The sequence below is a fragment of the Fortiea contorta PCC 7126 genome (genome assembly GCF_000332295.1).
Lineage (GTDB): Bacteria > Cyanobacteriota > Cyanobacteriia > Cyanobacteriales > Nostocaceae > Fortiea > Fortiea contorta.
This window is the reverse complement of sequence record NZ_KB235930.1, coordinates 2,595,441-2,616,733: the sequence shown is the minus strand read 5'-3', so window position 1 is coordinate 2,616,733 and position 21,293 is coordinate 2,595,441. Positions and strand designations below refer to the sequence as shown.

General features: G+C 42.6%; 22 protein-coding genes. 5 read left to right on the top strand and 17 right to left on the bottom strand.

The window, feature by feature from the left end:
- Window positions 1–42: 42 nt before the first annotated feature.
- The 6 genes from MIC7126_RS0112135 to MIC7126_RS0112105 all read right to left on the bottom strand — a co-directional run bounded on the left by MIC7126_RS0112135 (window position 43) and on the right by MIC7126_RS0112105 (window position 4,395).
- Complete coding sequence (locus MIC7126_RS0112135; protein WP_017653420.1) at window positions 43–600, bottom strand: RDD family protein; 558 nt, start codon at window positions 598–600, stop codon at window positions 43–45.
- Between the two features lie 91 nt (window positions 601–691).
- On the bottom strand, window positions 692–1,504 hold the full coding sequence (proC, locus tag MIC7126_RS0112130) for a pyrroline-5-carboxylate reductase (protein ID WP_017653419.1): 813 nt from the start codon (window positions 1,502–1,504) through the stop codon (window positions 692–694).
- A 106-nt stretch (window positions 1,505–1,610) separates the two neighbouring features.
- Window positions 1,611–2,204 carry a cell division protein SepF gene (locus MIC7126_RS0112125; RefSeq protein ID WP_017653418.1) on the bottom strand — a complete coding sequence of 198 codons (594 nt, stop codon included), beginning with the start codon at window positions 2,202–2,204 and terminating at the stop codon, window positions 1,611–1,613.
- 365 nt (window positions 2,205–2,569) lie between these two features.
- Window positions 2,570–3,238, bottom strand: a complete 669-nt coding sequence (locus MIC7126_RS0112115) for a YggS family pyridoxal phosphate-dependent enzyme (protein ID WP_017653416.1) — start codon at window positions 3,236–3,238, stop codon at window positions 2,570–2,572.
- A complete protein-coding gene (pipX, locus tag MIC7126_RS0112110; protein ID WP_017653415.1) occupies window positions 3,235–3,513 on the bottom strand; it encodes a transcriptional coactivator PipX in 279 nt (92 codons plus the stop codon). Before pipX ends, MIC7126_RS0112115 begins: the two co-directional genes overlap by 4 nt.
- 570 nt (window positions 3,514–4,083) lie before the next feature.
- Complete coding sequence (locus MIC7126_RS0112105; RefSeq protein WP_017653414.1) at window positions 4,084–4,395, bottom strand: chorismate-binding protein; 312 nt, start codon at window positions 4,393–4,395, stop codon at window positions 4,084–4,086.
- 189 nt (window positions 4,396–4,584) lie between these two features.
- On the opposite strand from MIC7126_RS0112105, the gene MIC7126_RS0112100 reads away from it, so the two are divergent.
- Window positions 4,585–6,168, top strand: a complete 1,584-nt coding sequence (locus MIC7126_RS0112100; protein WP_017653413.1) for a GMC oxidoreductase — start codon at window positions 4,585–4,587, stop codon at window positions 6,166–6,168.
- A 60-nt stretch (window positions 6,169–6,228) separates the two neighbouring features.
- Here the strand turns inward: MIC7126_RS0112100 and MIC7126_RS0112095 are convergent, their stop codons facing one another.
- From MIC7126_RS0112095 to MIC7126_RS0112060, 8 genes are all read right to left on the bottom strand, one after another.
- Window positions 6,229–7,155 (bottom strand): energy-coupling factor transporter transmembrane component T family protein, encoded by a 927-nt coding sequence (locus MIC7126_RS0112095; RefSeq protein ID WP_017653412.1) that lies wholly within the window; start codon window positions 7,153–7,155, stop codon window positions 6,229–6,231.
- A gap of 262 nt (window positions 7,156–7,417) precedes the next feature.
- The gene (gene der / locus MIC7126_RS0112090; RefSeq protein WP_017653411.1) at window positions 7,418–8,782 is read right to left on the bottom strand and encodes a ribosome biogenesis GTPase Der; all 1,365 of its coding nucleotides are present in this window, start codon (window positions 8,780–8,782) and stop codon (window positions 7,418–7,420) included.
- A gap of 106 nt (window positions 8,783–8,888) precedes the next feature.
- A complete protein-coding gene (locus tag MIC7126_RS0112085) occupies window positions 8,889–9,386 on the bottom strand; it encodes a hypothetical protein (RefSeq protein ID WP_017653410.1) in 498 nt (165 codons plus the stop codon).
- A gap of 66 nt (window positions 9,387–9,452) precedes the next feature.
- Window positions 9,453–10,892 (bottom strand): C2 family cysteine protease, encoded by a 1,440-nt coding sequence (locus MIC7126_RS0112080; RefSeq protein WP_017653409.1) that lies wholly within the window; start codon window positions 10,890–10,892, stop codon window positions 9,453–9,455.
- A gap of 458 nt (window positions 10,893–11,350) precedes the next feature.
- Window positions 11,351–12,031, bottom strand: a complete 681-nt coding sequence (plsY, locus tag MIC7126_RS0112075) for a glycerol-3-phosphate 1-O-acyltransferase PlsY (protein ID WP_017653408.1) — start codon at window positions 12,029–12,031, stop codon at window positions 11,351–11,353.
- A gap of 81 nt (window positions 12,032–12,112) precedes the next feature.
- Window positions 12,113–13,321, bottom strand: coding sequence for a DUF3086 domain-containing protein (locus MIC7126_RS0112070; RefSeq protein WP_017653407.1), 1,209 nt, complete (start codon window positions 13,319–13,321; stop codon window positions 12,113–12,115).
- A gap of 121 nt (window positions 13,322–13,442) precedes the next feature.
- Window positions 13,443–13,829 carry a DUF3119 family protein gene (locus MIC7126_RS0112065; protein WP_017653406.1) on the bottom strand — a complete coding sequence of 129 codons (387 nt, stop codon included), beginning with the start codon at window positions 13,827–13,829 and terminating at the stop codon, window positions 13,443–13,445.
- 106 nt (window positions 13,830–13,935) lie between these two features.
- Complete coding sequence (locus MIC7126_RS0112060) at window positions 13,936–14,733, bottom strand: MlaE family lipid ABC transporter permease subunit (protein ID WP_017653405.1); 798 nt, start codon at window positions 14,731–14,733, stop codon at window positions 13,936–13,938.
- Between the two features lie 386 nt (window positions 14,734–15,119).
- On the opposite strand from MIC7126_RS0112060, the gene MIC7126_RS0112055 reads away from it, so the two are divergent.
- The 3 genes from MIC7126_RS0112055 (at window position 15,120) to aroH (ending at window position 17,081) form a co-directional block, all read left to right on the top strand.
- On the top strand, window positions 15,120–15,416 hold the full coding sequence (locus MIC7126_RS0112055; protein WP_017653404.1) for a hypothetical protein: 297 nt from the start codon (window positions 15,120–15,122) through the stop codon (window positions 15,414–15,416).
- Between the two features lie 316 nt (window positions 15,417–15,732).
- Complete coding sequence (gene sppA, locus MIC7126_RS0112050) at window positions 15,733–16,554, top strand: signal peptide peptidase SppA (RefSeq protein WP_017653403.1); 822 nt, start codon at window positions 15,733–15,735, stop codon at window positions 16,552–16,554.
- 125 nt (window positions 16,555–16,679) lie between these two features.
- Window positions 16,680–17,081: a chorismate mutase gene (gene aroH, locus MIC7126_RS0112045; protein ID WP_193787687.1), complete on the top strand. Its 402-nt coding sequence runs from the start codon at window positions 16,680–16,682 to the stop codon at window positions 17,079–17,081.
- Between the two features lie 68 nt (window positions 17,082–17,149).
- Here aroH and MIC7126_RS0112040 read toward each other — a convergent pair whose 3' ends face one another.
- Window positions 17,150–18,256 (bottom strand): PstS family phosphate ABC transporter substrate-binding protein, encoded by a 1,107-nt coding sequence (locus MIC7126_RS0112040; protein ID WP_017653401.1) that lies wholly within the window; start codon window positions 18,254–18,256, stop codon window positions 17,150–17,152.
- A 229-nt stretch (window positions 18,257–18,485) separates the two neighbouring features.
- On the opposite strand from MIC7126_RS0112040, the gene MIC7126_RS0112035 reads away from it, so the two are divergent.
- Window positions 18,486–19,688: a serine/threonine-protein kinase gene (locus MIC7126_RS0112035; RefSeq protein ID WP_017653400.1), complete on the top strand. Its 1,203-nt coding sequence runs from the start codon at window positions 18,486–18,488 to the stop codon at window positions 19,686–19,688.
- A 7-nt stretch (window positions 19,689–19,695) separates the two neighbouring features.
- Here MIC7126_RS0112035 and MIC7126_RS31240 read toward each other — a convergent pair whose 3' ends face one another.
- Together MIC7126_RS31240 and MIC7126_RS0112025 are read right to left on the bottom strand one after the other, a co-directional pair.
- A complete protein-coding gene (locus tag MIC7126_RS31240) occupies window positions 19,696–19,854 on the bottom strand; it encodes a hypothetical protein (protein WP_169330795.1) in 159 nt (52 codons plus the stop codon).
- Between the two features lie 73 nt (window positions 19,855–19,927).
- Window positions 19,928–21,283, bottom strand: a complete 1,356-nt coding sequence (locus tag MIC7126_RS0112025) for a (Fe-S)-binding protein (protein WP_017653398.1) — start codon at window positions 21,281–21,283, stop codon at window positions 19,928–19,930.
- Window positions 21,284–21,293 lie beyond the last annotated feature (10 nt).

Sequence of the window (21,293 nt, the reverse complement as noted above, 5' to 3'; positions counted from 1 at the left end):
ATCTTACAAACCGTAAAGCCTGAAGAGAATTAACACAAATAACTATCTTCTCATACTGCGCCGCCAATTTTCAACTAATCGCTGAATTTTTAGATCGAGCGCATAGCCGCGACGCGACGAAACTATGATAGTTCCAGAATAGCGGTCATGCAAGGCTTGATGCTGGACAGGATCATACCAAGCTGTACCACAGTCAACAGCCAAGGGAAGTACTAGCAGTATAGCAGTGGGATTAGCTCTGATGTTGCCCAAGGCAATAGAGACTAAAAGCGCACCCACACCAATGATTGCTTCTCGTTTTAGGAGTGCTTGCAAGATGGGAATTCTGCCAGTAATTTCGCCGGCTTCGACTTCCAGCACCTTCATATCAAAAGCCCAACGCCCTAAACTCTGTCCTTGGTTGTTGTAAACGACGAATACTCGTAAAATCAACCAAGCGATCGCAAATACGAAAATTTGGATAAATTGAATCCCAGAACTACTATTGCCCAAGAAAGAACTGATTAACCAGACACCCAGAAAATCCAGCGCTAATGCCATACCCCGTCGCCCAATCTCAGCTTTGGGGTAGTGTTTTTGCGGAACACGTTCGATAGTCATAGGAAATATTGAGGGGTGAGGGACGAGGGGTTAGATAGGAGCGAGAAGTTCAAAAAATTCTGATCTAGCCCCCAGCCCCTAACCCCTAATCTTATTTTCCCAATTCTTGCGATCGCTCGGTGGCTGATTTTACGGCTTCGATGAGAGCGGAGCGAAATGCTGCTTTTTCTAGTTGGGCAATACCTGCAATTGTTGTACCACCAGGGCTGGTAACACGATCTTTGAGTTCGGCGGGATGGATTTTAGTTTCTTGCAAAAGTTTGGCTGTACCCAGGACGGTTTGCAAGGCTAGTTGATTGGCGATGGTTCTGGGTAAACCTGCGGCTACTCCGCCATCGGCGAGGGCTTCTACCATGAGTGCAACGTAAGCTGGGCCACTTCCAGATAATCCGGTGACTGCATCCATCAGTGTTTCTGGGATTTCTACAACTTCTCCCACTGCGGAAAAAACTTGCTGGGCTATCTGCTGGTGCTTGCTGTTGGTGTAAGCACCTGAACAAATTGCTGTGATTCCTGCTCCCACGGTAGCCGGGGTGTTGGGCATGGCTCTAATGACAGGAAATTGCAAAAAGGCTGATTCTATCTGGCTTAAGGGTACGCCTGCCAAGATGGAGATGATTAAGGGTTGGTCTATTTCTATGTTAGTGTCCCCTAAATCTTGGGCGATCGCACTAAATACCTGGGGCTTAACTGCCAATAATACTACTTCTTTTGCTTCCGTGAAAACTTGGTTATTGTCTGTCGTTACCGCTACATTATATTGTTGCTGCAAGAAATTTTGGCGTGCGGGTTGCGGTTCGCTGACTATGACTTGTGATGGTTGATAAATTTTCCGTGCAATAAGGCGGGATAATAGAGCTTCTCCCATTACCCCGCCGCCAATTAAGCCAAATTTAATAGTCATTACGTCAATGGTCAATGGTCAACGGTCTTTGGTCATTTGTCATTGGTCAAAAATTTAAAACTCTGGACTTTTGACTTGAGACTCTTGACTCTCGACTAGTTTAACCTTATTGTGCCATCCGATTAGCTTCGTTGCCCCAATTTGGCGTTACGCCTGGAGTACGTGAGGGACGGGCTGGAGGTTGAGGAACTTCATGGAGCACTCCACCTTGGGTGCTAACTTGCACGCAACTGGGTGTGAATAAGAAGATGCTCTCGCCAATGCGCTCTTGATGTCCATCTAGTGCATACGTACCACCGGCAACAAAGTCTACAGCTCGTTGAGCTTGATCCGGATCCATAATAGTTAAATTTAATACTACTGACTTGCGCTCACGCAGTGCTTGAATTGCCTGGGGCATTTCTTCAAAGGTGCGTGGTTCTAAAACTAAAACTTCCGAAATTCCGTTTATTGCTCCTGGCATACCGATCACATTCCCCATTGGTTTTGAACCTGTTGCTGCAACATCGTTTTCCATTGTAGGCACGGGTTCCCGCCAACGTCGATTTGCCGTGGCTGCTTCTGGTGCTGCGGCTGGGGGATTCTCTTGTTGATAAAGAGTTTGGTAGTTATCTGTCTCGGCTTCGTCTTCGTAGTATTCGTATTCTACTTGCTCATTTAGACCCACAAAGTCTCTGAGCTTGGAAAATATATTGTTCATTGTGTACGCTCCTGGTGCAAATAACCTTATATCTTTGTATCTGGCTAGAAATCTTTTTAACCAGATGCGATCGCTACAATGAGCGGCTTTTTTAGCAATTTTCTTGCTAGTTGTAGCCCATATTACAGGCTTTGGCAATAATTAAATGTTTTCGTTTACATCCCGGCATTGCCGAAAAGATGCAACGATGAGTCCAGATTATATCCTACTGTTTTTGCAAACGGTAGTTTTTTCCAACTTTTTTTTGGTAATTGGTTTTGTTAACACTGGGTCTTTTGTTATTTATTTAACTATCTAGCGATAGGATTCCTCGTAATTATATCGCTAGTGGGGCTGTGAATAAACCAAAAAAACCGAAAAATCTCTTAAGAGCGATCGCCAAATAATATAGTTCCTAACCTTACCATCGTTGTCCCTGCTTGCAGCGCCAGGTGGTAGTCACCTGACATCCCCATTGAGAGGTGCTCCATTTTGATGTGCGACCAGTTTTGCTGTTGAATTTCTTTTGCCAGTTGACGGGTGCTATTAAACACATTTAAAATTTCCGCATTATCCAATCCTAAAGGCGGAATTGTCATTAAACCCTGAATTTGTAAATTTTTGCATTGATTAATTGCAGGTAAGTCAACCAGCAGTTCTGGTACGCTCCAACCTGATTTATGGGGATCAGGGAGAATCTTCACTTGTAAGCAAACTTGGGGATGGACCCCCAGTTGCTGTGCTAATTGATTTAAGCGCTGCGCTAAGGACAAATTATCAACGGAGTGAATCCATTGGAATTGTTCCAGGGCTTTTTTGGCTTTATTGCTTTGCAAATGCCCGATAAAGTGCCAGGTAATATCAGATAAGTCTTGTAATTCGGCTTGTTTGGCGGCGGCTTCTTGAATGCGACTTTCAGCAAAATCACGAATTCCTGCGGCATAAGCAGAGCGTATGATCTCCGCAGGAACTGTCTTGCTAACTGCAATCAACCGGACTGAAAGTGGTAGCGCCGAGCGGATTTTGACAATACGTTCGCTAATCGAACTGATCATTGGAAGGTGCGTTGGAAAACACTCTGTACTTGATCGTACTCTTGAGATTGTCCACTGCGGCGCAAGGTACGTAAGCGATTTTCCAACATCATTCTAGCTTCTGTACGTCCTATGGACTGGAATTTAATTCCTTTGATGTCGTTTGTCACCAGAAAAAATAAGCGTTGAGCGTAAAGTGTGGTGAATAAATCCTGGTTTTCATCAACCATACAGATTCTGTAGAGCAAACCCCAAGTCGGATGATTTATGTAAGTTTCTGAGTTTTCTGGATTCATTGAGTAGTCAAGGTAAAAGTATATCTATATCTTTTCGCAGTTAAGTACAAACATTGAGACGATAATTACTTGCCGTCATCAGAATATTTGTACAGAGTTACGCGAAAATTAGCAATGTTTGCCGTTTATGGGCGGTGACGAAGACCTTGATCTAGTTTTTAATCAACAAATAAAAATTTACACTCCATGCTCCGAGTCGATGGGGGGATGGGGGGAGATGGGGAGCAAATTGAGAATTAATTTCCCTGACCCGCCTCATTTTCCTCATTGTTCATGATTCAGTCATGATTCAGCATGGGAATTACCACCAGTTTTGCTTGAGCTTTGTGCAGAGATTCTTCACCATTCTCGCTTATGATCGTTGTCGGCGACAATAGACGCCTGGAAAAAGAGGTGAGGGGTTAACGGTTAGGGAAAGAGATGTTCAGTGTTCTTTTTGAGTGCAACTTGTGGAGTCTCTTGCAAAAATGCTGGAAATGTGATGTTCAGCGAAAAGAAACATTCGTGGAGATTCGATTGTGCGAGAATCTCTATAGCCCGCCAATTTCAGTAGCTACAAGAACCTTAAAATCAGATGCTTCGTGGAGGTTCTGGTTGTTCAATGATTTCCATGCAGCGGATTTTGGTAGACCCTGCGATCTTACTACTAGGGAAGAGGGCACGAATCAAATTAACGGCAGTGCGATCGCATCTTAAGCGATTTTTGTCTTTGCTGGCAAGATGCATCCCATAACTATATCGCTTAATTGTCAGCAATTCATTGATAAAAACACTTCCCCAGTTACCAATTCGCCTGAAATTATTTGTTGAGCCATCAAAAGTAGTTTTTTGGTATTTGAGTTTGATGACGCTTTTTTCGAGAAAATGGCGATCGCTAGGCAAAAAATTTAATCTTTTTTTTAATAAAAGACTTGCGTAATTTTACACAAATGAGCATTATTGCTTACTGAGGATGAATCTGATATTCATACTAATGATTGTTGTAAATCAATTAACATCCTACCAATTAAAAGTCACTGCCGAAGATTTACAACAGTGCCAACACATCCTAGAAAACTCAGGAAATAAAGTATGTCTCAAATGCTCAATCGTCGCCGATTTCTGCAAGCGTCAGCGGCGGCGGCGGCAAGTTTTGGTGTGTCCACTATTCGCACTTCTGCAACTTCTGCAACTGAAGTCGATGAGTACGTCGAGGCAATAGTAATTGGTAGCGGTTTTGGTGGTGCAGTTGCATCATTGCGCCTAGGTCAGGCAGGAATTGAAACAATTGTATTGGAGCGGGGACGAAGATGGGAAATTACCGACTCAGGCAATACTTTTTCTACAACAGATAAGCCAGATGGTCGTGCTGCTTGGCTTAGTCCCACGACAGTTTTACCCGCGCCAGTTCCAGAAATCCCTATTAATGTATACATCGGTGTACTTGATGTCAAAAGAGGCAATGGTATCAATGCATATCGGGGAGCAGGTGTCGGAGGTAGTTCTCTTGTTTATGGCGGTATTACTTATCAACCAACGGAAGAATTATTCTACAAAGTCTTTCCGCGCACCATTAACTACTCCAAATTGGATCAGATTTATTTCCCACGGGTGCGCTCTATCCTCAAGGCATCGCCGATTCCAGATGATATTCTACAAAGTGAATCCTATTTGGCAAGTCGTATCCTTTTAGAGCAAGCTGCTAAGGCAGGTTTAACAGCAAGTAAAATTGACGTCGCCTTTGATTGGGATATTGTTCGCCAGGAAATTGCTGGTCAGAAGGTTGCTTCCATTACCGCAGGTCAAACGTACTATGGTACGAATAGTGGTGCTAAAAACTCTGTAGACCGCAACTACCTGAGTATGGCTCAAGCCACTGGCTATGTGGAAATTCGACCTTTACATGTAGTCACTACAGTTGGAGAATCAGATCGTGGGCGCTATCGAGTTGTCTGTAATCAAATCGACGAGCAAGGAATAGTACTTGCCCAAAAATCCTTTGTTTGTCGCTATCTGTTTTTAGCGGCTGGTTCCATTGGCACTACTGAACTGTTGCTGCGTGCTAAATCTCATCGCACATTACGGCGCTTAAATAACCAAGTAGGAAAGTTTTGGGGAACGAATTCTGATTCAACTACCTTAATGATTAATGCTGGTCAGACGAATCCAACACAGGGAAGTCCAGGGGTGATATCAATTGAGGATCTCGACAACCCTATCGCGCCGCTGATACTCGAACCGTTTCAAGCAATTCCTTTCGTTCCCCAGGGTATTCTGCCGGTTCTTGGTCAGGCAATTTCTCGACCGGATGGCTATCTTACGTACAATAGTGCCACACAGTCTGCAGATTTGTTCTGGCCTATCAACTCACTCGATAGTCAAAAAAATGCTCAGGCTCTCCAGCACACATACCAAAGGCTTAACCAAGCGAATGGTACAAGTCTAGCTGGATTACCTGATTACAGTAGCACTGCACACCCTCTTGGTGGTGCAACAATTGGGCGAGTGTGCGATGCTTACGGGCGCGTGTTTGGTTATCCTAACTTGTTTGTGATGGATGGTTCGCTGATTCCGGGTTCAACAGCCTGCGCGAATCCCTCACTTACTATTGCGGCTCTAGCGGAACAGAGTATGGAGCGCTTTTTAAACCACACTCCTCGGCGTCGAACAACGTGACTTGATGTGAGTTATCGGGACTGTTGCGACACCACGAATATGCGTTGTTGGCAGATTGTGCTAAAATCTATTTCCTGAAACTACGCGCACGCCCCAAAATAAAGTTAGAGCGGCAATGGCTAACCAGTCTCTAGCTTGTAGTCGTAAGTCATGCCACACTACACGATGTCCGTTGGGACTGGTAAAACCACGTACCATCATGGCGTTGGCCATTTGCTCTGCACGTAGGAGTAGATTTTCTAAGAGCCTTTCTGCCACAATCATCCACAGTTTGACTGCTCCTTTTAATCCTAGCTTTTTCCAGTTAATCGCTCTTGTCATCACGGAGCGGATGAGGTTTTGTACTTCTTCTAAAACTAGAGGGATAAATCGTAGGGACAAAGTTAAAGTTAGGGTAATTTCGGTTACTGGTAACTTGAGGCGACGCAGGGGTTGCATTAAGCTTTCAATACCAGAGGTAATCTCTTCTGGTGCTGTGGTGAGTAAATATAAGTTAGTACTATAAATTACAGTAAATAGAATTGTACTCAGGCGGACTGCCAAATCTAAAGAACGGCGAGTAACTTTGACTGGGCCTGCCTGAAAGAGAGTATAGCTATACTTTTGGTTGTTAATGATTGCTTTGGAAATGGGCTGAGTAGTGTTGGTTGTTGATGGTTGGGTAAAGACTTGTTCGTTAGTGGGTAGGCGTGGTTGATAATCTATACCTAGTCCATCAGGGGAAGCAGCGGTAATTATGAAGACAAAAAATGATAACATTAACAGCCAAACCATCTGCTGCTTCCAGACTCGCTGAGGAATTCTAGCGACTAGGGTGACGATAATCAATACGGCTACTAGTAGGAGACGCCACTCGTTTGTAGCAAAGGTGTAGCTGGTGAGAAAACTCATCAACCAAGCAAACTTGACACGGGGATCAATTTTGTGTAGCCAAGTTTGGGGTTGTTCTAGATAAAGTCCTAGGGGTAGCGATCGCAGTAGATCCATAGTTCAATATAGTTGAGTTAAGGTCATTGGGGTTGTGGTTTCTCATGCCCAAGTTATCTCATCTGAACCGTAATGATCTATGCATTTTGTGATTTTTTACTAACTAAGTCTCTACTCTGTTCGCGTATTGTCTCCAACAGGAGAAGTTTGCAAAAAGCCGCACCCACCCCATTCTAAAAATCGGTGCAATCATTTCATCCTTCATCCTTCATACTAGCCTGCGGCAAGCCGCTTCGCGTCTACATACTTCACACTTCATCCTTCATTTGACGCGGGTGGCTCTGTTGAGATTACCACTTTCAACATCCCGGACTTTTTTGCTGCGCCAGAGTAAGCGAATGGGAGTACCTTTAAATCCTAAGTGTTGACGGAATTGTCTTTCGATGTAGCGGCGGTAGTTTTCGTTGAAGCGTTTGGCTTCGTTGACGAATAGAGCGATGGTTGGGGGTTGGGTACTAACTTGTGTACCGTAATAGATTTTACCCTGGCGTCCACCCCGCGAAGCTGGTGGGGAATGCCAGCTGACAGCATCTGTTAAGACTTCGTTAATTACTGATGTGGTGACGCGGCGTTTGTGGGCTTCTGCGGCTGTATTCACTAACTCTAAAATCTTTTCTACTCGCTGTCCTGTTAAGGCGCTGACGAAAATTGTGTCTGCCCATTCGGTAAAATGTAACCGTGCTTGCAAGGTTTTTTCGTAGTCGTAGATGGTGTATGAGTCTTTTTCGACAGCATCCCATTTGTTGACGACGATGATACAGGCTCTACCTTCTTCAATAATCCGCCCGGCTAATTTTTGGTCTTGCTCGGTGACTCCATCTACAGCGTCTAGTACTAATAAAACTACATCGGCGCGGCGGATGGCTTTAAAGGCGCGGTTAATGCTAAAGAATTCTGTGCCGTATTCTATGCTTTTCTTTTTACGAATGCCGGCGGTGTCAATTAAGCAATATGTTTGCCCGTTGCGTTCAATTGTGGTATCAATTGCATCGCGGGTTGTGCCGGAAATGGGACTAACAATTGCTCTTTCTTGACCGACGAAAGAGTTTAATAAACTTGATTTACCGACGTTGGGACGACCAATAATTGCTACTTTAATTTCGTTATTTTCTGGTATTTCTTCGGCGGAGGGGATGTATTGAATTAACTCATCAAGTAGCTCACCTGTACCACTACCATGAATTGCGGAGATGGCGAATGGTTCACCTAATCCCAATTCCCAAAATTCTGCAGCTTGAATTAAGCCTTGTTCAGGAGATTCGCATTTATTGACTGCTAGGAGTACGGGTACTGGTTGTTGACGCAACCATTCGGCGATTTCTTCATCGGCTGGGTTGGGCCCGGTTTGACCGTTAACGACGAATATGGCGGCGCTGGCTTCACTGAGTGCCATCATCGCTTGTTGGCGGATCAGGGGTAAAAATTCGGTATCATCATTAAAGACTAATCCACCTGTGTCTACTACCAAAAATTCGCGATCGTTCCAGTATGCTGATAAATAAGTGCGATCGCGTGTTACTCCTGGTTCATCGTGGACAATCGCCGTTTGTTCCCCGGCGAGACGATTAACCAGGGTGGATTTGCCCACGTTTGGGCGTCCGATAATTGCAACAATTGGCTGTCCCATAAAACCAGGATAATGTAGAGACGTTACTATATCATATCTTTACATTTTAACAACTTTAAGTTTTAATTCCTATTTGTTTTTGGAAATGTCAATGTCAATTATTTGACTAAGGACGCATCACCTCAGTTACAGCCGATTTGCTTTCACTTATCAAGTTTCCTATTTGATAAGTGACAATTGCTTGCATTGGTGCTGTAGTTGAATATCCGGTTTTATTTTTCAAGTGAAATACCTGTTCGGAATTTTCTAGGGGATGCAAGATAATCTTTTGGGGAGAAAAGTTAAATTCTTGCAGTTTACCACTGAAGGAATTGACTATTTTAATATTTTTAATCGTAATTTTAGCGTCTGATGCTTGCAAGTTAGTTAACCGAATGAATACGGAAGCAAAACCGATATCTCGATGGGGGTTTAATGGTTCTCCCATTGGTGGTGTTTTCTCTTCTCTTGCTAATAAAGTGACTTTAACGACCTTGATATTTGCAGATTCTGGTATTGGTTTAGCCGCCATATTTGAAAACTGATTATCTGCTATTTTTTGCGGAATAAACTCACCAGCAAAAGATAAGAAAAATACTGGTATGAATAAGCAAAATATTTTCATTTTATATCTAAATTTCCTCTGATTGAATTCCTCGCTTACCAAGAGGCGAGGAATATTCAATTTTATTTATGCTGTATAACTCCATTGCGAGAAGTTAGCTCTTAAAAAATCGATTGATGCTGTCACAAAACCAGGGAGAATTTTCCCATTCAACCAACCTCCTTCAGTTCCCCAAGGATTAAAGAGAGTGAATTGTTGGGTAGCAGAATTGTAGTCTACAACAACATAAACATGACCAGTGACAATACTATCAACAATTCCGCTGGCTTTGGAAGAGAAACCCCGGAGATTTCCAGAGCTATAAGCCTTGACGATGGAATCTAAGTTAAAATCACGAGAACTAACAGCATTAGTTCCTGTGATATGACGAATTGCGTCTGTATCCCAGCCGCCGTTAATACCAGCATAGGAATTAGTATTATCTTGATTTATCCAGCCAGATTCGTTAATTTGAGCGTAAGCTTTTTCTGCTAAAGCCACCCATAATTCGTTACTCTTTTCATCATATTTGCCCCATTTAGCTCCTGCTTGGTTCGCATAAATAAAATCGTTAACAGAATCAACTGGTAAGTATCTATCTACAGTCACATAATCTGCCACACCGTTATTATAAAAGCGCACTGTATATGTTTGATCACCGTTATCGATGAACATACTCTGAATTGTGCTAGGTGAATGGATGGCGGTTTCAGCTAAACCTGCGAGAAAATAGCAGTCTCCGACTAAACCTTGACTGACATCTTGATAGCTGATGCCATTTTGGAAGAGAGAACCTTCGGCAAATTTATAAGTATAAGGTGTGCTGGGGCGATCGCTACCAAAAAACCATTTATTAATCAGCTTTTCCATTTGCGTGCTACTGCTTCCAGCATACAAGTTCCCTAATGCTTGTCCTTGGTAGTTAGTATTAGCAACTGTACCAAAAACTACTTTGCTGGAGAGGACGCGAACATAGTCGTCCATCTTGAAATAGTTGGCGTTATTCACAATTGTTTGTAAGTCTTTATATTCATTAGCATCAATGATTGAATCGTCTTCGGCGTCACGGAAAATTGCTATCATATCATTACGATTCAACTGACCATCAGCAGCTAAGTCTCTGGTTTTATTAATCAGTTGTTGATCTAAAAAATTAGCGCTAAACCAATCGTTGGTTGAGGCGGTACTGGTGCTTGGACTACTACTAAATGATCGAGTTGTTGCGGCTGAGTAGCTACTAGTTTGTAAACCAAAACCGTCAACTGATTTATCAGGCCCGCTTGCATATCCATTAGCAGGAATACCAAAAGAAGCAGTGTAATTAATTGGTGTATTTTGGGCGTAAGTTTCAGTTATGATATCGTCGTCTAATAAGGGTTGGGTTAGATAATTGGGATAACTACTACCAGATAATAGTTGTGATAAATAATTAGTGTCTGACAAACCAATTAAACTAGAAGAATTATCAGGATTAATGTTGATACCTGTCTCTACATTGAATGCATGTTCTGGAGAATTGAAAGTCATATGTACGCCTTGCAATAGTTATAGTCAGTTGAAGTTGGTAGAATTGTAGTTGAAAAAAGAATTCCATAAGACGCTGTAGATGCAACATTTTGACGATGAGAAAATCAGAGCTACGGAACAAATTGTATTTTCTGGAAATAAAAGTATTTCAGACACTAATTTTAGTTAGTGCTGTTTTTCATTCCAAATTTATTCGATACTCCGTAGATGTCAGGAGTATATCATATGTCTGAAATATACAGATAACTTAAGTGTTTGCCGTTGAAATTAATCAAGCTTTTCGTATAGAGAAAAGTTATCATATACTTACGCAAATAATGTTGGGAGTGTACAGATTGTGTGCTCAAGTTTGGAATTTTGTCCATCGGCACAAAATTATAGAGACGTTGCCATGCAACGCCTCTACGCTGTAGACTATGAGTCGGAAAGATTAGGTGTATGTGGAAAAGGGGAACAATTTATGCTGGTTGTTCTGGCTCTGGAGATAGATTTTGTCCGATTTTTGGCTCTGTTCCTGCCACCAGTCGCTCCACGTTAGCACGATGACGCCAAATTACATATAGCCCACCGACGACAGCATACAAGATGCAGGGTAATGGTTGGTGAAATACTACCATCAAAATCGAGACAGCGATCGCACCTGATATGGAACTTAAAGAAACAATCCGCGATATAGCAATTACTATAGCAAATACGCCCAAAGTCGCTAAACCTACCTGCCAACTAATCGCCAACAGTGTACCCAAACCAGTAGCAACTGATTTACCGCCGGTGAAACCTAAAAAGATTGATTTGCTGTGTCCGAGTACTGCACTGAATCCAGCTAGAGTTATTAACCAAGGTTGCCAAATAATAGCATCTACCGTTGGTGGTATTAAATTTTGGCTAGACGCAAAGCAGAACAAGTAGTAAACTAGAGCGATCACTAAAATTCCCTTGCAGCAGTCAATTAATAAAACCACCGCTCCAGGAACTTTCCCCAAAGTTCTCAACACATTAGTGGCTCCAGTTGAACCCGAACCAACTTCCCGAATATCAATACCTTTTAATTGCTTAACAGCAATATATCCAGTGGGGAAGGAACCCAACAGATAAGCAATAATCAGCACCGTTCCGCACAAAGTCAACCAAATAGCCATATTTAAAATTCAAAATTCAAAGCTTGTACTGAGCACAGCGAACGTATGCAAAAAAAATCGTTAGTAATGACCAATGACTAATTAATAATCATCATCATAATTTCTGATTGTTTTGGGGTCTGGTGCAAACGCTAACCACAGAGGAAATTGCAGTAATGATAAACTAATTTGCTCCTCAGAATCATCAATAATAATTAAAGGTAGCTGGTTTGCTTTCTCCAAGCGGTCTGCTTTTTGGGCTAAAGCTTCTGAAGCTTCAAATAATACCACACCTCTATCAGGGCCAAAATCTGGGCGACCGATGCCTAAACAATCTTGTAAGCCGCGCCGCCATTCACCTAGACGTTCCGGTGTATTAGCTAAAACCAGTGTACGCAGGCGATCGCCATACAATTTATGTAGAATCGAAATCGTCGCCGAAGCAATCAACACATTCTGCAAGCGGCTACCCATTGTCCGCAAAGCGCCTCGCCCCCCTTGACTAAAAAACCAATTAGATACCCGTTCTGCATGGACTGGTTCAAAGGTGCGGCGCAATTGCCAAGCAGGGCCATAATAATCTGGTTGGCTGCGATATTGGTCAATGATGCGGCGAATTTGTTTGGTAGTGTCTTGAAACTGCTGGGGTGCAAATTGCGGTGTTCCTGTCTGGGGTTCCGCTGACTTAACTTCTTTTGGAGCTGGTTTTTCCCTTTCTTTGACGGCTGGTGCTAATTGCAACTGTTCCGCAGCCGCTGCCAAATCTTGTAAACTACCCGTGAGATAGTCTTTAAAACCTTGCACCCGAATCGCCAAATCCTGAGATGTTCCTGCAAAAGTAGTCCGCATTTCATTGCGGATGCGCTCTTGACGGCGTTCTAACTGCTCAACGGAAATTTGCAGCGCTTGTTTGCGTTGCTCTAACTGTGATAATGACTCTTGTACAAGTCGTCCCAGTGAAACTTGAGTTTCGCCCAATTGCGCTTGCAGATTTTTGTAGGTTGTTTGCAAATCAGCGATTTCTTGTTTGAGGGCTGCTTTGATATCTTCTAACTGGGCGACTTGTTTTTCTGTTTGTGTATCTAATGTATTTTCCTCTAATTCTATTTCTGCTTCCAAGGCTACAGCTTCTGATTCCAACTGCGTCAGCAGTTCAGTTGTCGGTTCTATTATTGGTTCGACTGGGGAAATGGGTTCATCTTGTGGTGTGTTTGATGAGTTTTCTGGTTGCTCAACTTTCGGGTTTTGTTGTTGTGTTTGCTCCAACCACTCATCTATTTGCTCTGGGGTTTGAGATTCCTCGGGATTCATAAACAATAAGATAATTCCTATGACGCGAATAAATAGCTTTCAGAAATATACAATCGACTTGTCCTCCTAGTGCTGATGACTTCGTACTCAGTAATAATTTTTCATTACTCACAAGCAAACACTAAGTACGTGGACAGCGCTGTTCTAAACAAGTTCTCAAGGTGTTGGCGTCAAATAAAATTGGCAAAAAGTGAATACTTTTGACTTCTTTAAAATAAAACAGAATGGGAATTCCATTCCAGAAAATGCGCCAGTCTTGCCATTCTTGATAAGGAAAGCGCCTAATCAACTTTTCACCTCTGTAAAGGTCTAAGTCGGTAGCGGTAAATTGCAGCCGTATTGTTACAGTTTGCAACATGAGAAACAAGCCCAGCAATCCGAACACGCCTGCTAGCAGAGGTTGGACTATCAGTAGGGGAATAGAGGCTATTACCAACACTACAGGGATATTGTAACTAGGTTTGAGTTCCACAGTTGAGGTGGAATTGGGTGCAAAGGAACTGGTCACAGTCTTCAATCCTGTTTTGTAGATATCTTTCTTAATTTTAGGATTTGGCGGGTGTTGTCATTTATTATTTGTGATTTCTTGCTGCTCTCCCCATCTCGCCAATGCTTTATATTCCTTGTAATAGGGCGCTACCAGCACCCTGAAACATTAACCAAGATAGAAAGAAATTACTAATAAAGATAATGAGTAGGGCTGTAACAACAGCATCTGTGGTAGATTGTCCCACTCCCTTAGCACCGCCTGTGGTGGTTAACCCCCAACTGCAACCGATGACGGCGGTGAGGAGTCCAAAGCAAAAAGCTTTGACCATGGCGCTGCAAATATCCCAAATGCCTAAAAAGTTACGGGCTGAGTCAAGAAATGTAGTGTCGGCGAGGTTGTATAAATTAGTGGCTATGATTAAACCCCCTAACATTCCTGTCACCAAAGATAAGAGGGTTAAAATTGGCAACATAATGCAGCAAGCCAAGACACGAGGGATAACTAAATAGTCAATAGGATCGGTTTTTAACATTAACATGGCATCAATTTGTTCAGTAACGCGCATGGTGCCAATTTCAGCGGCGAAGGCGGAACCGACTCGCCCCGCTAAGATGACTGCTGTCAGCACTGGTGTGAGTTCCCTGGTCAACGCTACTGCTAGTACTCCACCAACGATATTTCCCGCGCCAAAATTCAAAAATTCCCGCGCTACTTGAATGGTAAATACCGCACCGACAAAAACAGCCGTTAATAAGGCAATAAACAGGGAATCTGGCCCAACTGCGGCCATTTGTTCTTTGGTGTTGCGCCAATGGATTTTTCCCTGGAGTAGGTGAACTAGTACTTGTCCACCCAAAAATATTGCTGCCAGCAACCGCTGACTCCATGCTCCTAAACTAGATTGGGTTGTAGTCTCGCTCAATGTTTTGCAGTTAACTCGGTAACTGCCTTAAGAATAGCGAAAGTTATGGGTTAAGAGTCAAGGGTCTATGGTCTAGAGTTATTTCTCTCCCATGCCCCATGCTTTACGCCCGTTCATGAACTTAGTTTAAAGCTGTTCTCAGATTTTCCGAGTGGGTTTTAGCGGCGTTAAAAGGTAGATTCTGGATTGAAGGCTGATGTGGTAAGGGTTACGGGGATTTTGTTCGAGTTGGTGTCTCGTTGCATTTAATATATTTAGTAACGATTTCTTTAATGAAAACTTAAGATTTTTGACATCTTGACCATGCTGGAGCGATCGCACGTATTGTAGAAATTGACATGCTGCACTCCAGCTATTGTCTTGTTTATTCACGGAGCTTGCGTTAAATGGCCCTTTTTACCAACTTTCTCCGTTCTCTGCTGCTCACTGTGATTTTCAGTTTTGCTGCGCCTCTGCTTTTGGTCGGCGGTTTTTTGCTGGTGTTGTCCCTGCTCGGCAATCTTCCGGGGTTACAGGGGATAACTGAAGCGATGTCTACTCAAATTATGCATTTTCTAGCTACTTTTGGCAGCGGTGCTCCCCTGCGCGGCATTTTTGTGATCAGCTTGACTTGCAGTTTTGTGGGGGCACTGTTTGATAGTTACGCCTATTATAGATGTCAAATATTACGAATTGATTCCTAGTTAGCCAAGATTGAATCTCTGCATTTTAATGGGATAACTAAAAATCATCTAAAAATAATATCTCAAAGAACCAACCCCGATATTGATTGGTAAAATTGAGCTGTAATTCATTAACTTGCTATGTTTTTGAGTTTTTATACTAAATTTTTACCTACACAATGAGAGCATAGCAAACAAAAAACCACGCAAAATCTAAAATTTTCATTAAAATTTTTAGTAGTACAATGCCTGATCATTTTTTTGAGCAGAGCAAAGCAGTCCGTCTGACCACCGGGCGTCTTAATATTGAGTATATTGCGAGGTTTTTTGACTGCTTATGGTTTGGCCTTTTAAACCCAAGTTTTCTAAACAAATTGCCCGGATTGAAATTACAGGTGCGATTGCTAGTGCTACTCGCAAACGTGTGTTAGAAGCACTAAAGACAGTAGAAGAAAAAAAATTTCCTGCCTTATTGTTACGCATCGACAGCCCCGGCGGCACGGTGGGAGATTCTCAAGAAATTTACAGCGCCCTCAAGCATTTACGCAACAAAACTAAAATTGTGGCGAGCTTTGGTAACATTTCTGCATCTGGAGGTGTCTACATTGGCATGGGAGCCGAATATATCATGGCTAACCCAGGTACAATTACGGGCAGCATTGGTGTGATTTTACGCGGAAATAACTTGGAAAGATTACTAGAGAAAATCGGTGTTTCTTTCAAAGTCATCAAGTCAGGCCCTTACAAAGATATCTTGGCTTTTGACCGCGAACTAACAGCACCTGAACAAAACATTCTCCAAGAATTGATTGACACCAGTTATCAGCAGTTTGTGCAAACAGTAGCCGATGCGCGTTCTCTGGGCGTAGAAACTGTGAAAAGTTTTGCTGACGGCCGGATCTTTACCGGACAACAAGCTTTAGAGTTAGGAGTTGTAGACCGCTTGGGAACTGAAGAAGACGCCCGGCGCTGGACAGCAGAACTGGTCGGTCTTGATCCTGAGAAGACCCCATGCTACACCCTAGAAGAACGGAAACCTTTATTAAGCAGGTTTTTACCAGGGAGTCGTCAACTAACTTCAGGAATTGGGGCTGGTATCGATTGGTGGGAATTTGAAATTTCCACCAGTGGTTTACCTCTGTGGCTATATCGACCATAAATTTTGACGCATCCTTTGTTGTTTGTCGTTAGTCATGTTAAAAGCAATGACTAACGACTAACGACTAATGACTAATCACAACCGACAACTAACAAATTAAGGAGGATTTGGGCGTGGAGTGGCAAATGAGGGCTATTCGTGGAGCAACAACCGTTTCTGAAAATACAATAGAAGCAATCCGAGGTGCAGTTACCGAATTGCTAGATGAACTCGAAAGACGAAATCAACTCGAACCACAAGATATCATCAGTGTTACTTTCTCTGTGACACGGGATTTGGACATGATTTTTCCAGCTGCGATCGCCAGGCCGCGTCCTGGTTGGGATAACATAGCTATGCTAGACGTGCAACAAATGCATGTTGAAGGTAGTTTACAGCGCTGCATCCGGTTTTTAATCCACGCTAAGGTGCCAATCTCCGCCCCCATCCATCACATTTATTTGCGCCACGCAGCCAACCTGCGTCCCGATTGGAGTTTTCCTCAATCATTAACAGCGTCACAATCAGCAGTGGAGTCCAAAGTTTAAGATATCTAACTGCCACATCAATTTATATCTATTTTCAGCAGAACTCCCAAAAATTAATTACGAATTATCTAACTTCCACTACTCGCTACTGACTCCCGACTTTTTTCGGGGACAAAACCTGCTTGCTCAATCGCTTTTTGTCCCTGTTCAGTCTGCAAAAGCCTAGTATAAGCCTCACCTGCTTGCTGTTCCCGACCCTGATTTTGTTTAATAATCACAAACAACTGAGTCGTCATCGGATAACTACCATTTTTAATAGCTTCCGTATTCAGTTGATTCCGCTTTTGCGGACACTGGTTTGGCTGTACAGCGGGTTCACGGTAAGGAGAAACTAGCTGCTCAGAAGTCAAACCCAAAGGTATAGACTTAACCAGACATTGATGCACAATTCCCCGCGCTGAAGCATAATACACACCACCTGGAGTTTGGTGTACACGGCGCAGTGCCTCTGTGGTAGAATACACGTACTGCACACTCGCACCTAAAGTAGGTTGAGCCAAAGCTTGCTGATCAGAAAACAAAACTGCATCTGCATCCTCTTGTTGCTGAGAGAATGGAACAATAGCCAAGTCCTCTCCTCCTACTTGACGCCAGTTAGTAATTTGCCCTAAATAAATCTGCCGCAACTGTTCTACAGTTAAACCAGGGACTTTCAGAGTCGGGTTAACTACCACAGCTACGCCATCAATACCAACTTGATATTGCTTGAGTGCAAAACCCCGCCGGTGAGCTAGGTCAAGTTCTGCATTTGTTAAGGGACGGGAAGAAACAGTGAAATCCAATTTACCATCTAGTAACATGCGAATTCCGGAGCCAGAACCAGGACTACCCTGAGTCGGGTTTACATAACGTAGCTGTAACTCCGGGCGCATCACCTGAATTTGAGAATCTACAAATTGTCTAATGGGTGCCCAAGCAGTACTTCCACCGTAATTAAATGTGCCTATGGGAACGTCGGTAACAGTTTGGAAATTGGAATCGGCGACAACAGAAGTCTTACCCGCACCTTGATTGGATGCAGAGGGAGCATCGTTACCTACCTGCAGGCGTGGTCTTAACCATAACCACAGCCCGCCAATGATGGCTACGGTAATTAATTCACCAATAACTAAACCTCTGATCATTTGCACAGCATCTTGACTAAGTGAGACGCTGTTTTTGCTATCATTAGTCATCCTGTACTTCCCGTCATGAAGTTCAAATTAGACTTTGAAAGATTGACCCCTAGCTTCCTTAATAAAGAATATATAACGTCTCCTGTAAATTATGAATATCAATGCAATTTCAACTATCTTGCTTTTTGTAGAGGCGCGAAGTTAGAGTTGTTCATTTTTAGGGACTATATATTAAATTTGAATCACGTAAATACTCTGTTAACAGAGTACTTAGCAGAGATAATGTAACATGTTAAGCAGCAAGTTACTAGGAGAACGTTACGAAGTTGTTCAAGTTTTAAGCCAAGGTGCGTTTTGTCAAACGTATATGGTGGAAGACACACACCTTACCCATACTCCCACCTGCGTCGTCAAACATTTCTTACCCAGCAATAGATATTCCATCCCCGCAGAAATCCGCAGACGACTGTTTAAGCGAGAAGTCGCAGCGCTGAAAAAACTCCAAAATTATGATTTAGTTCCCCATCTTTTAGCGGATTTTGAAGACAATTTAGAGTTTTATTTAGTACAAGAGTTTATTGAAGGACATACACTGAGTGTAGAATTGACGCCAGGAAACTGCTGGAATGAAAGCAAAGTTTTTCAGTTATTACAAGAAATTTTGAGCATTCTCGATTTTGTTCACAGTTATGGACTAATTCACCGGGATGTAAAGCCGAGTAATATTATCAGACGCCAGCGGGATAATCGGTTAGTTTTAATCGATTTTGGTGCAGTCAAACCGATTTGGGATCAAGTAGTTGTAGACCCAACCAAGACTACAGTTTTTGTTCCCATTGAACAACATACCACAATTGCGATCGGTACACCGGGCTACATGCCCAGCGAGCAACAACGAGGGAAACCACGTCCGAATAGTGACATTTACGCTTTGGGGATGATAGCCATTCAAGCTCTCACAGGGGTGCATCCGACACAGTTACCAGAAGATGGTAATACAGGAGAGATTATCTGGGAAGACTTAGCAACGGTTAGCTCTGAGTTGGCTGCAATTGTTAATCAAATGGTACACTACCATTTTCAAGATAGATACAAATCGGCAAAAGCAGCACTAGAAGCACTCCAAGGTATTAGCCATCTTTGTACACAACAGCGATCGCCCGATCTTGTGCCATCATCAGTAAATATTACACCAAAACCTCTACAGTCTTTACCAACACATAACATTGACAACGATAATTTGGGCGACACCACAATCCCAGAGGTTTCGAGTCCGCAAATTTCCGCATCTGCACAACTCAAGCATGAAGATTTGCGGGAAAATACAACTATCTCTACCTCTGTTCGCAAATCAGCTTTATTGGTTGGTTTAGCCGTTGGTGTATTTTCCGGTTTAGTACTGATGCTGATTAGTTATTGGTCTTTACAGATCATAGCTCCTGCTCCTCAAGTAGAAAACTGGCAATTGCAAATGCCGAAAGAATCTGATTGAATTGTAATTATAGTTGTTTTTGCTCGTTGGGAGATTGACTCGGACGATATTGGACACTATCTCTGTGAATCAAAAACGCTACAATCCCAACTACAACTAAGTTAGTGATAATCAAGCCTACAGCACTCCATATCCATAATTTAGTTGAGTGTGGTTTGCGACTCATAGATTTTTCCACGTCAACCCAATTCATATCACCTTATTTTACTGGAAGGGCGCACACAGTTGACGGTGCATATCTAGATTTTCAACTTTACACCACGAATTGAATAATCTAATAATTCCATGGGATGTATCACACTTATATCGTGACCTTGCAATTTTAAATGTTTGGTGATTTGTAAGGTACAACCGGGATTTGCAGAAGCAATTAACTCAGCACCAGTATTTAATAAATTCTGCACTTTTTGCTGACCCAATTCTTCAGCAACTTCTGGTTGCAGCATATTATAAACACCTGCGCTTCCACAACACAACGCTGCGTCCATTGGTTCTTTAAGAGTTAAGCCAGGAATTTGTCGCAACAATTGACGCGGTTGGACACTAATCTTTTGTCCATGCAATAAATGACAAGCATCTTGATAAACTAAATTCACAGGTTTGTCAGTTAATGGTGATAGTTTGGTTGTTAATCCCACAGATGCTAAAAACTCTTGAGCGTCTTTAACTTTGGCAGCAAAATTCTCAGCTTTTTCTCGATATTCTGGGTCATCTGCTAAAATATGACCATACTCTTTTAAAGTATGACCACAACCAGCGGCATTGATAATCACAAAATCCACATTAGTATCTGCGAAACTATCAATCATCTGCTTGGCTAAAGATTGCGCTTGTTGTGTTTGTCCTTGGTGTTCTGGAAGCGCCGCACAGCAACCTTGAGATTGAGGAATCACGACTTCACAACCATTCGCTGTCAATACTCTCACCGTCGCTTCATTCACTGGAGAAAAAAACAATCTTTGCACACATCCTAAAATCACCCCAACGCGGTAGCGCTGCTTACCTTGAGCGGGAATAATAGTAGGCAAATTATCTTGAAATGATTCGAGAGTAACTTCCGGTAAAATTGACTCCATCGCTCCCAATCGGGGAGATAGTTTATTGAGTAACCCTGTGGCGCGAAAAAATTTAGAAAAGCCCAGTTTTTGATAAACCAACAATGGTACGAGTAAAACTCTTAAAAGGCGAGGATAAGGAAACAGAGAAAATATCAGTTGACGAAACAATTTATCAGGTAAAGTACGAGGGTAATTGCGAGTTACTTGGTGACGGGTCGCTGAAATTAACTTGTCGTATTGCACACCAGAAGGACAAGTTGTCACGCAAGCTAAACAACCCAAACAAGAATCAAAATGCTCAGTTGTGGCTGTATTCAGTGCAATTTCCCCTTCATTAATTGCGTCCATTAAATAGATACGTCCTCTGGGGGAATCCATCTCTTTTCCTAACACCCGATAACTGGGACAAGTCGAAAGACAAAACCCGCAATGCACACAAGTATCAATCAATTTGGGATCTGGTGGATGGTGCTCATCAAAGCCTGATAAATTTTTCACATTTGCCGTATTATTTAGAGAATTATTGACAATTTGCATAATTATTTGT

Excerpts from the sequence above, each read along its gene's own strand:
- MIC7126_RS0112135 (WP_017653420.1), bottom strand. The coding sequence starts at position 600 with ATGACTATCGAACGTGTTCCGCAAAAACACTACCCCAAAGCTGAGATT.
- proC (WP_017653419.1), bottom strand. The coding sequence starts at position 1,504 with ATGACTATTAAATTTGGCTTAATTGGCGGCGGGGTAATGGGAGAAGCT.
- MIC7126_RS0112125 (WP_017653418.1), bottom strand. The coding sequence starts at position 2,204 with ATGAACAATATATTTTCCAAGCTCAGAGACTTTGTGGGTCTAAATGAG.
- MIC7126_RS0112115 (WP_017653416.1), bottom strand. The coding sequence starts at position 3,238 with ATGATCAGTTCGATTAGCGAACGTATTGTCAAAATCCGCTCGGCGCTA.
- pipX (WP_017653415.1), bottom strand. The coding sequence starts at position 3,513 with ATGAATCCAGAAAACTCAGAAACTTACATAAATCATCCGACTTGGGGT.
- MIC7126_RS0112100 (WP_017653413.1), top strand. The coding sequence starts at position 4,585 with ATGTCTCAAATGCTCAATCGTCGCCGATTTCTGCAAGCGTCAGCGGCG.
- MIC7126_RS0112095 (WP_017653412.1), bottom strand. The coding sequence starts at position 7,155 with ATGGATCTACTGCGATCGCTACCCCTAGGACTTTATCTAGAACAACCC.
- der (WP_017653411.1), bottom strand. The coding sequence starts at position 8,782 with ATGGGACAGCCAATTGTTGCAATTATCGGACGCCCAAACGTGGGCAAA.
- MIC7126_RS0112085 (WP_017653410.1), bottom strand. The coding sequence starts at position 9,386 with ATGAAAATATTTTGCTTATTCATACCAGTATTTTTCTTATCTTTTGCT.
- MIC7126_RS0112080 (WP_017653409.1), bottom strand. The coding sequence starts at position 10,892 with ATGACTTTCAATTCTCCAGAACATGCATTCAATGTAGAGACAGGTATC.
- plsY (WP_017653408.1), bottom strand. The coding sequence starts at position 12,031 with ATGGCTATTTGGTTGACTTTGTGCGGAACGGTGCTGATTATTGCTTAT.
- MIC7126_RS0112070 (WP_017653407.1), bottom strand. The coding sequence starts at position 13,321 with ATGAATCCCGAGGAATCTCAAACCCCAGAGCAAATAGATGAGTGGTTG.
- MIC7126_RS0112055 (WP_017653404.1), top strand. The coding sequence starts at position 15,120 with ATGGCCCTTTTTACCAACTTTCTCCGTTCTCTGCTGCTCACTGTGATT.
- sppA (WP_017653403.1), top strand. The coding sequence starts at position 15,733 with ATGGTTTGGCCTTTTAAACCCAAGTTTTCTAAACAAATTGCCCGGATT.
- aroH (WP_193787687.1), top strand. The coding sequence starts at position 16,680 with ATGAGGGCTATTCGTGGAGCAACAACCGTTTCTGAAAATACAATAGAA.
- MIC7126_RS0112040 (WP_017653401.1), bottom strand. The coding sequence starts at position 18,256 with ATGACTAATGATAGCAAAAACAGCGTCTCACTTAGTCAAGATGCTGTG.
- MIC7126_RS0112035 (WP_017653400.1), top strand. The coding sequence starts at position 18,486 with ATGTTAAGCAGCAAGTTACTAGGAGAACGTTACGAAGTTGTTCAAGTT.
- MIC7126_RS31240 (WP_169330795.1), bottom strand. The coding sequence starts at position 19,854 with ATGAGTCGCAAACCACACTCAACTAAATTATGGATATGGAGTGCTGTA.
- MIC7126_RS0112025 (WP_017653398.1), bottom strand. The coding sequence starts at position 21,283 with ATGCAAATTGTCAATAATTCTCTAAATAATACGGCAAATGTGAAAAAT.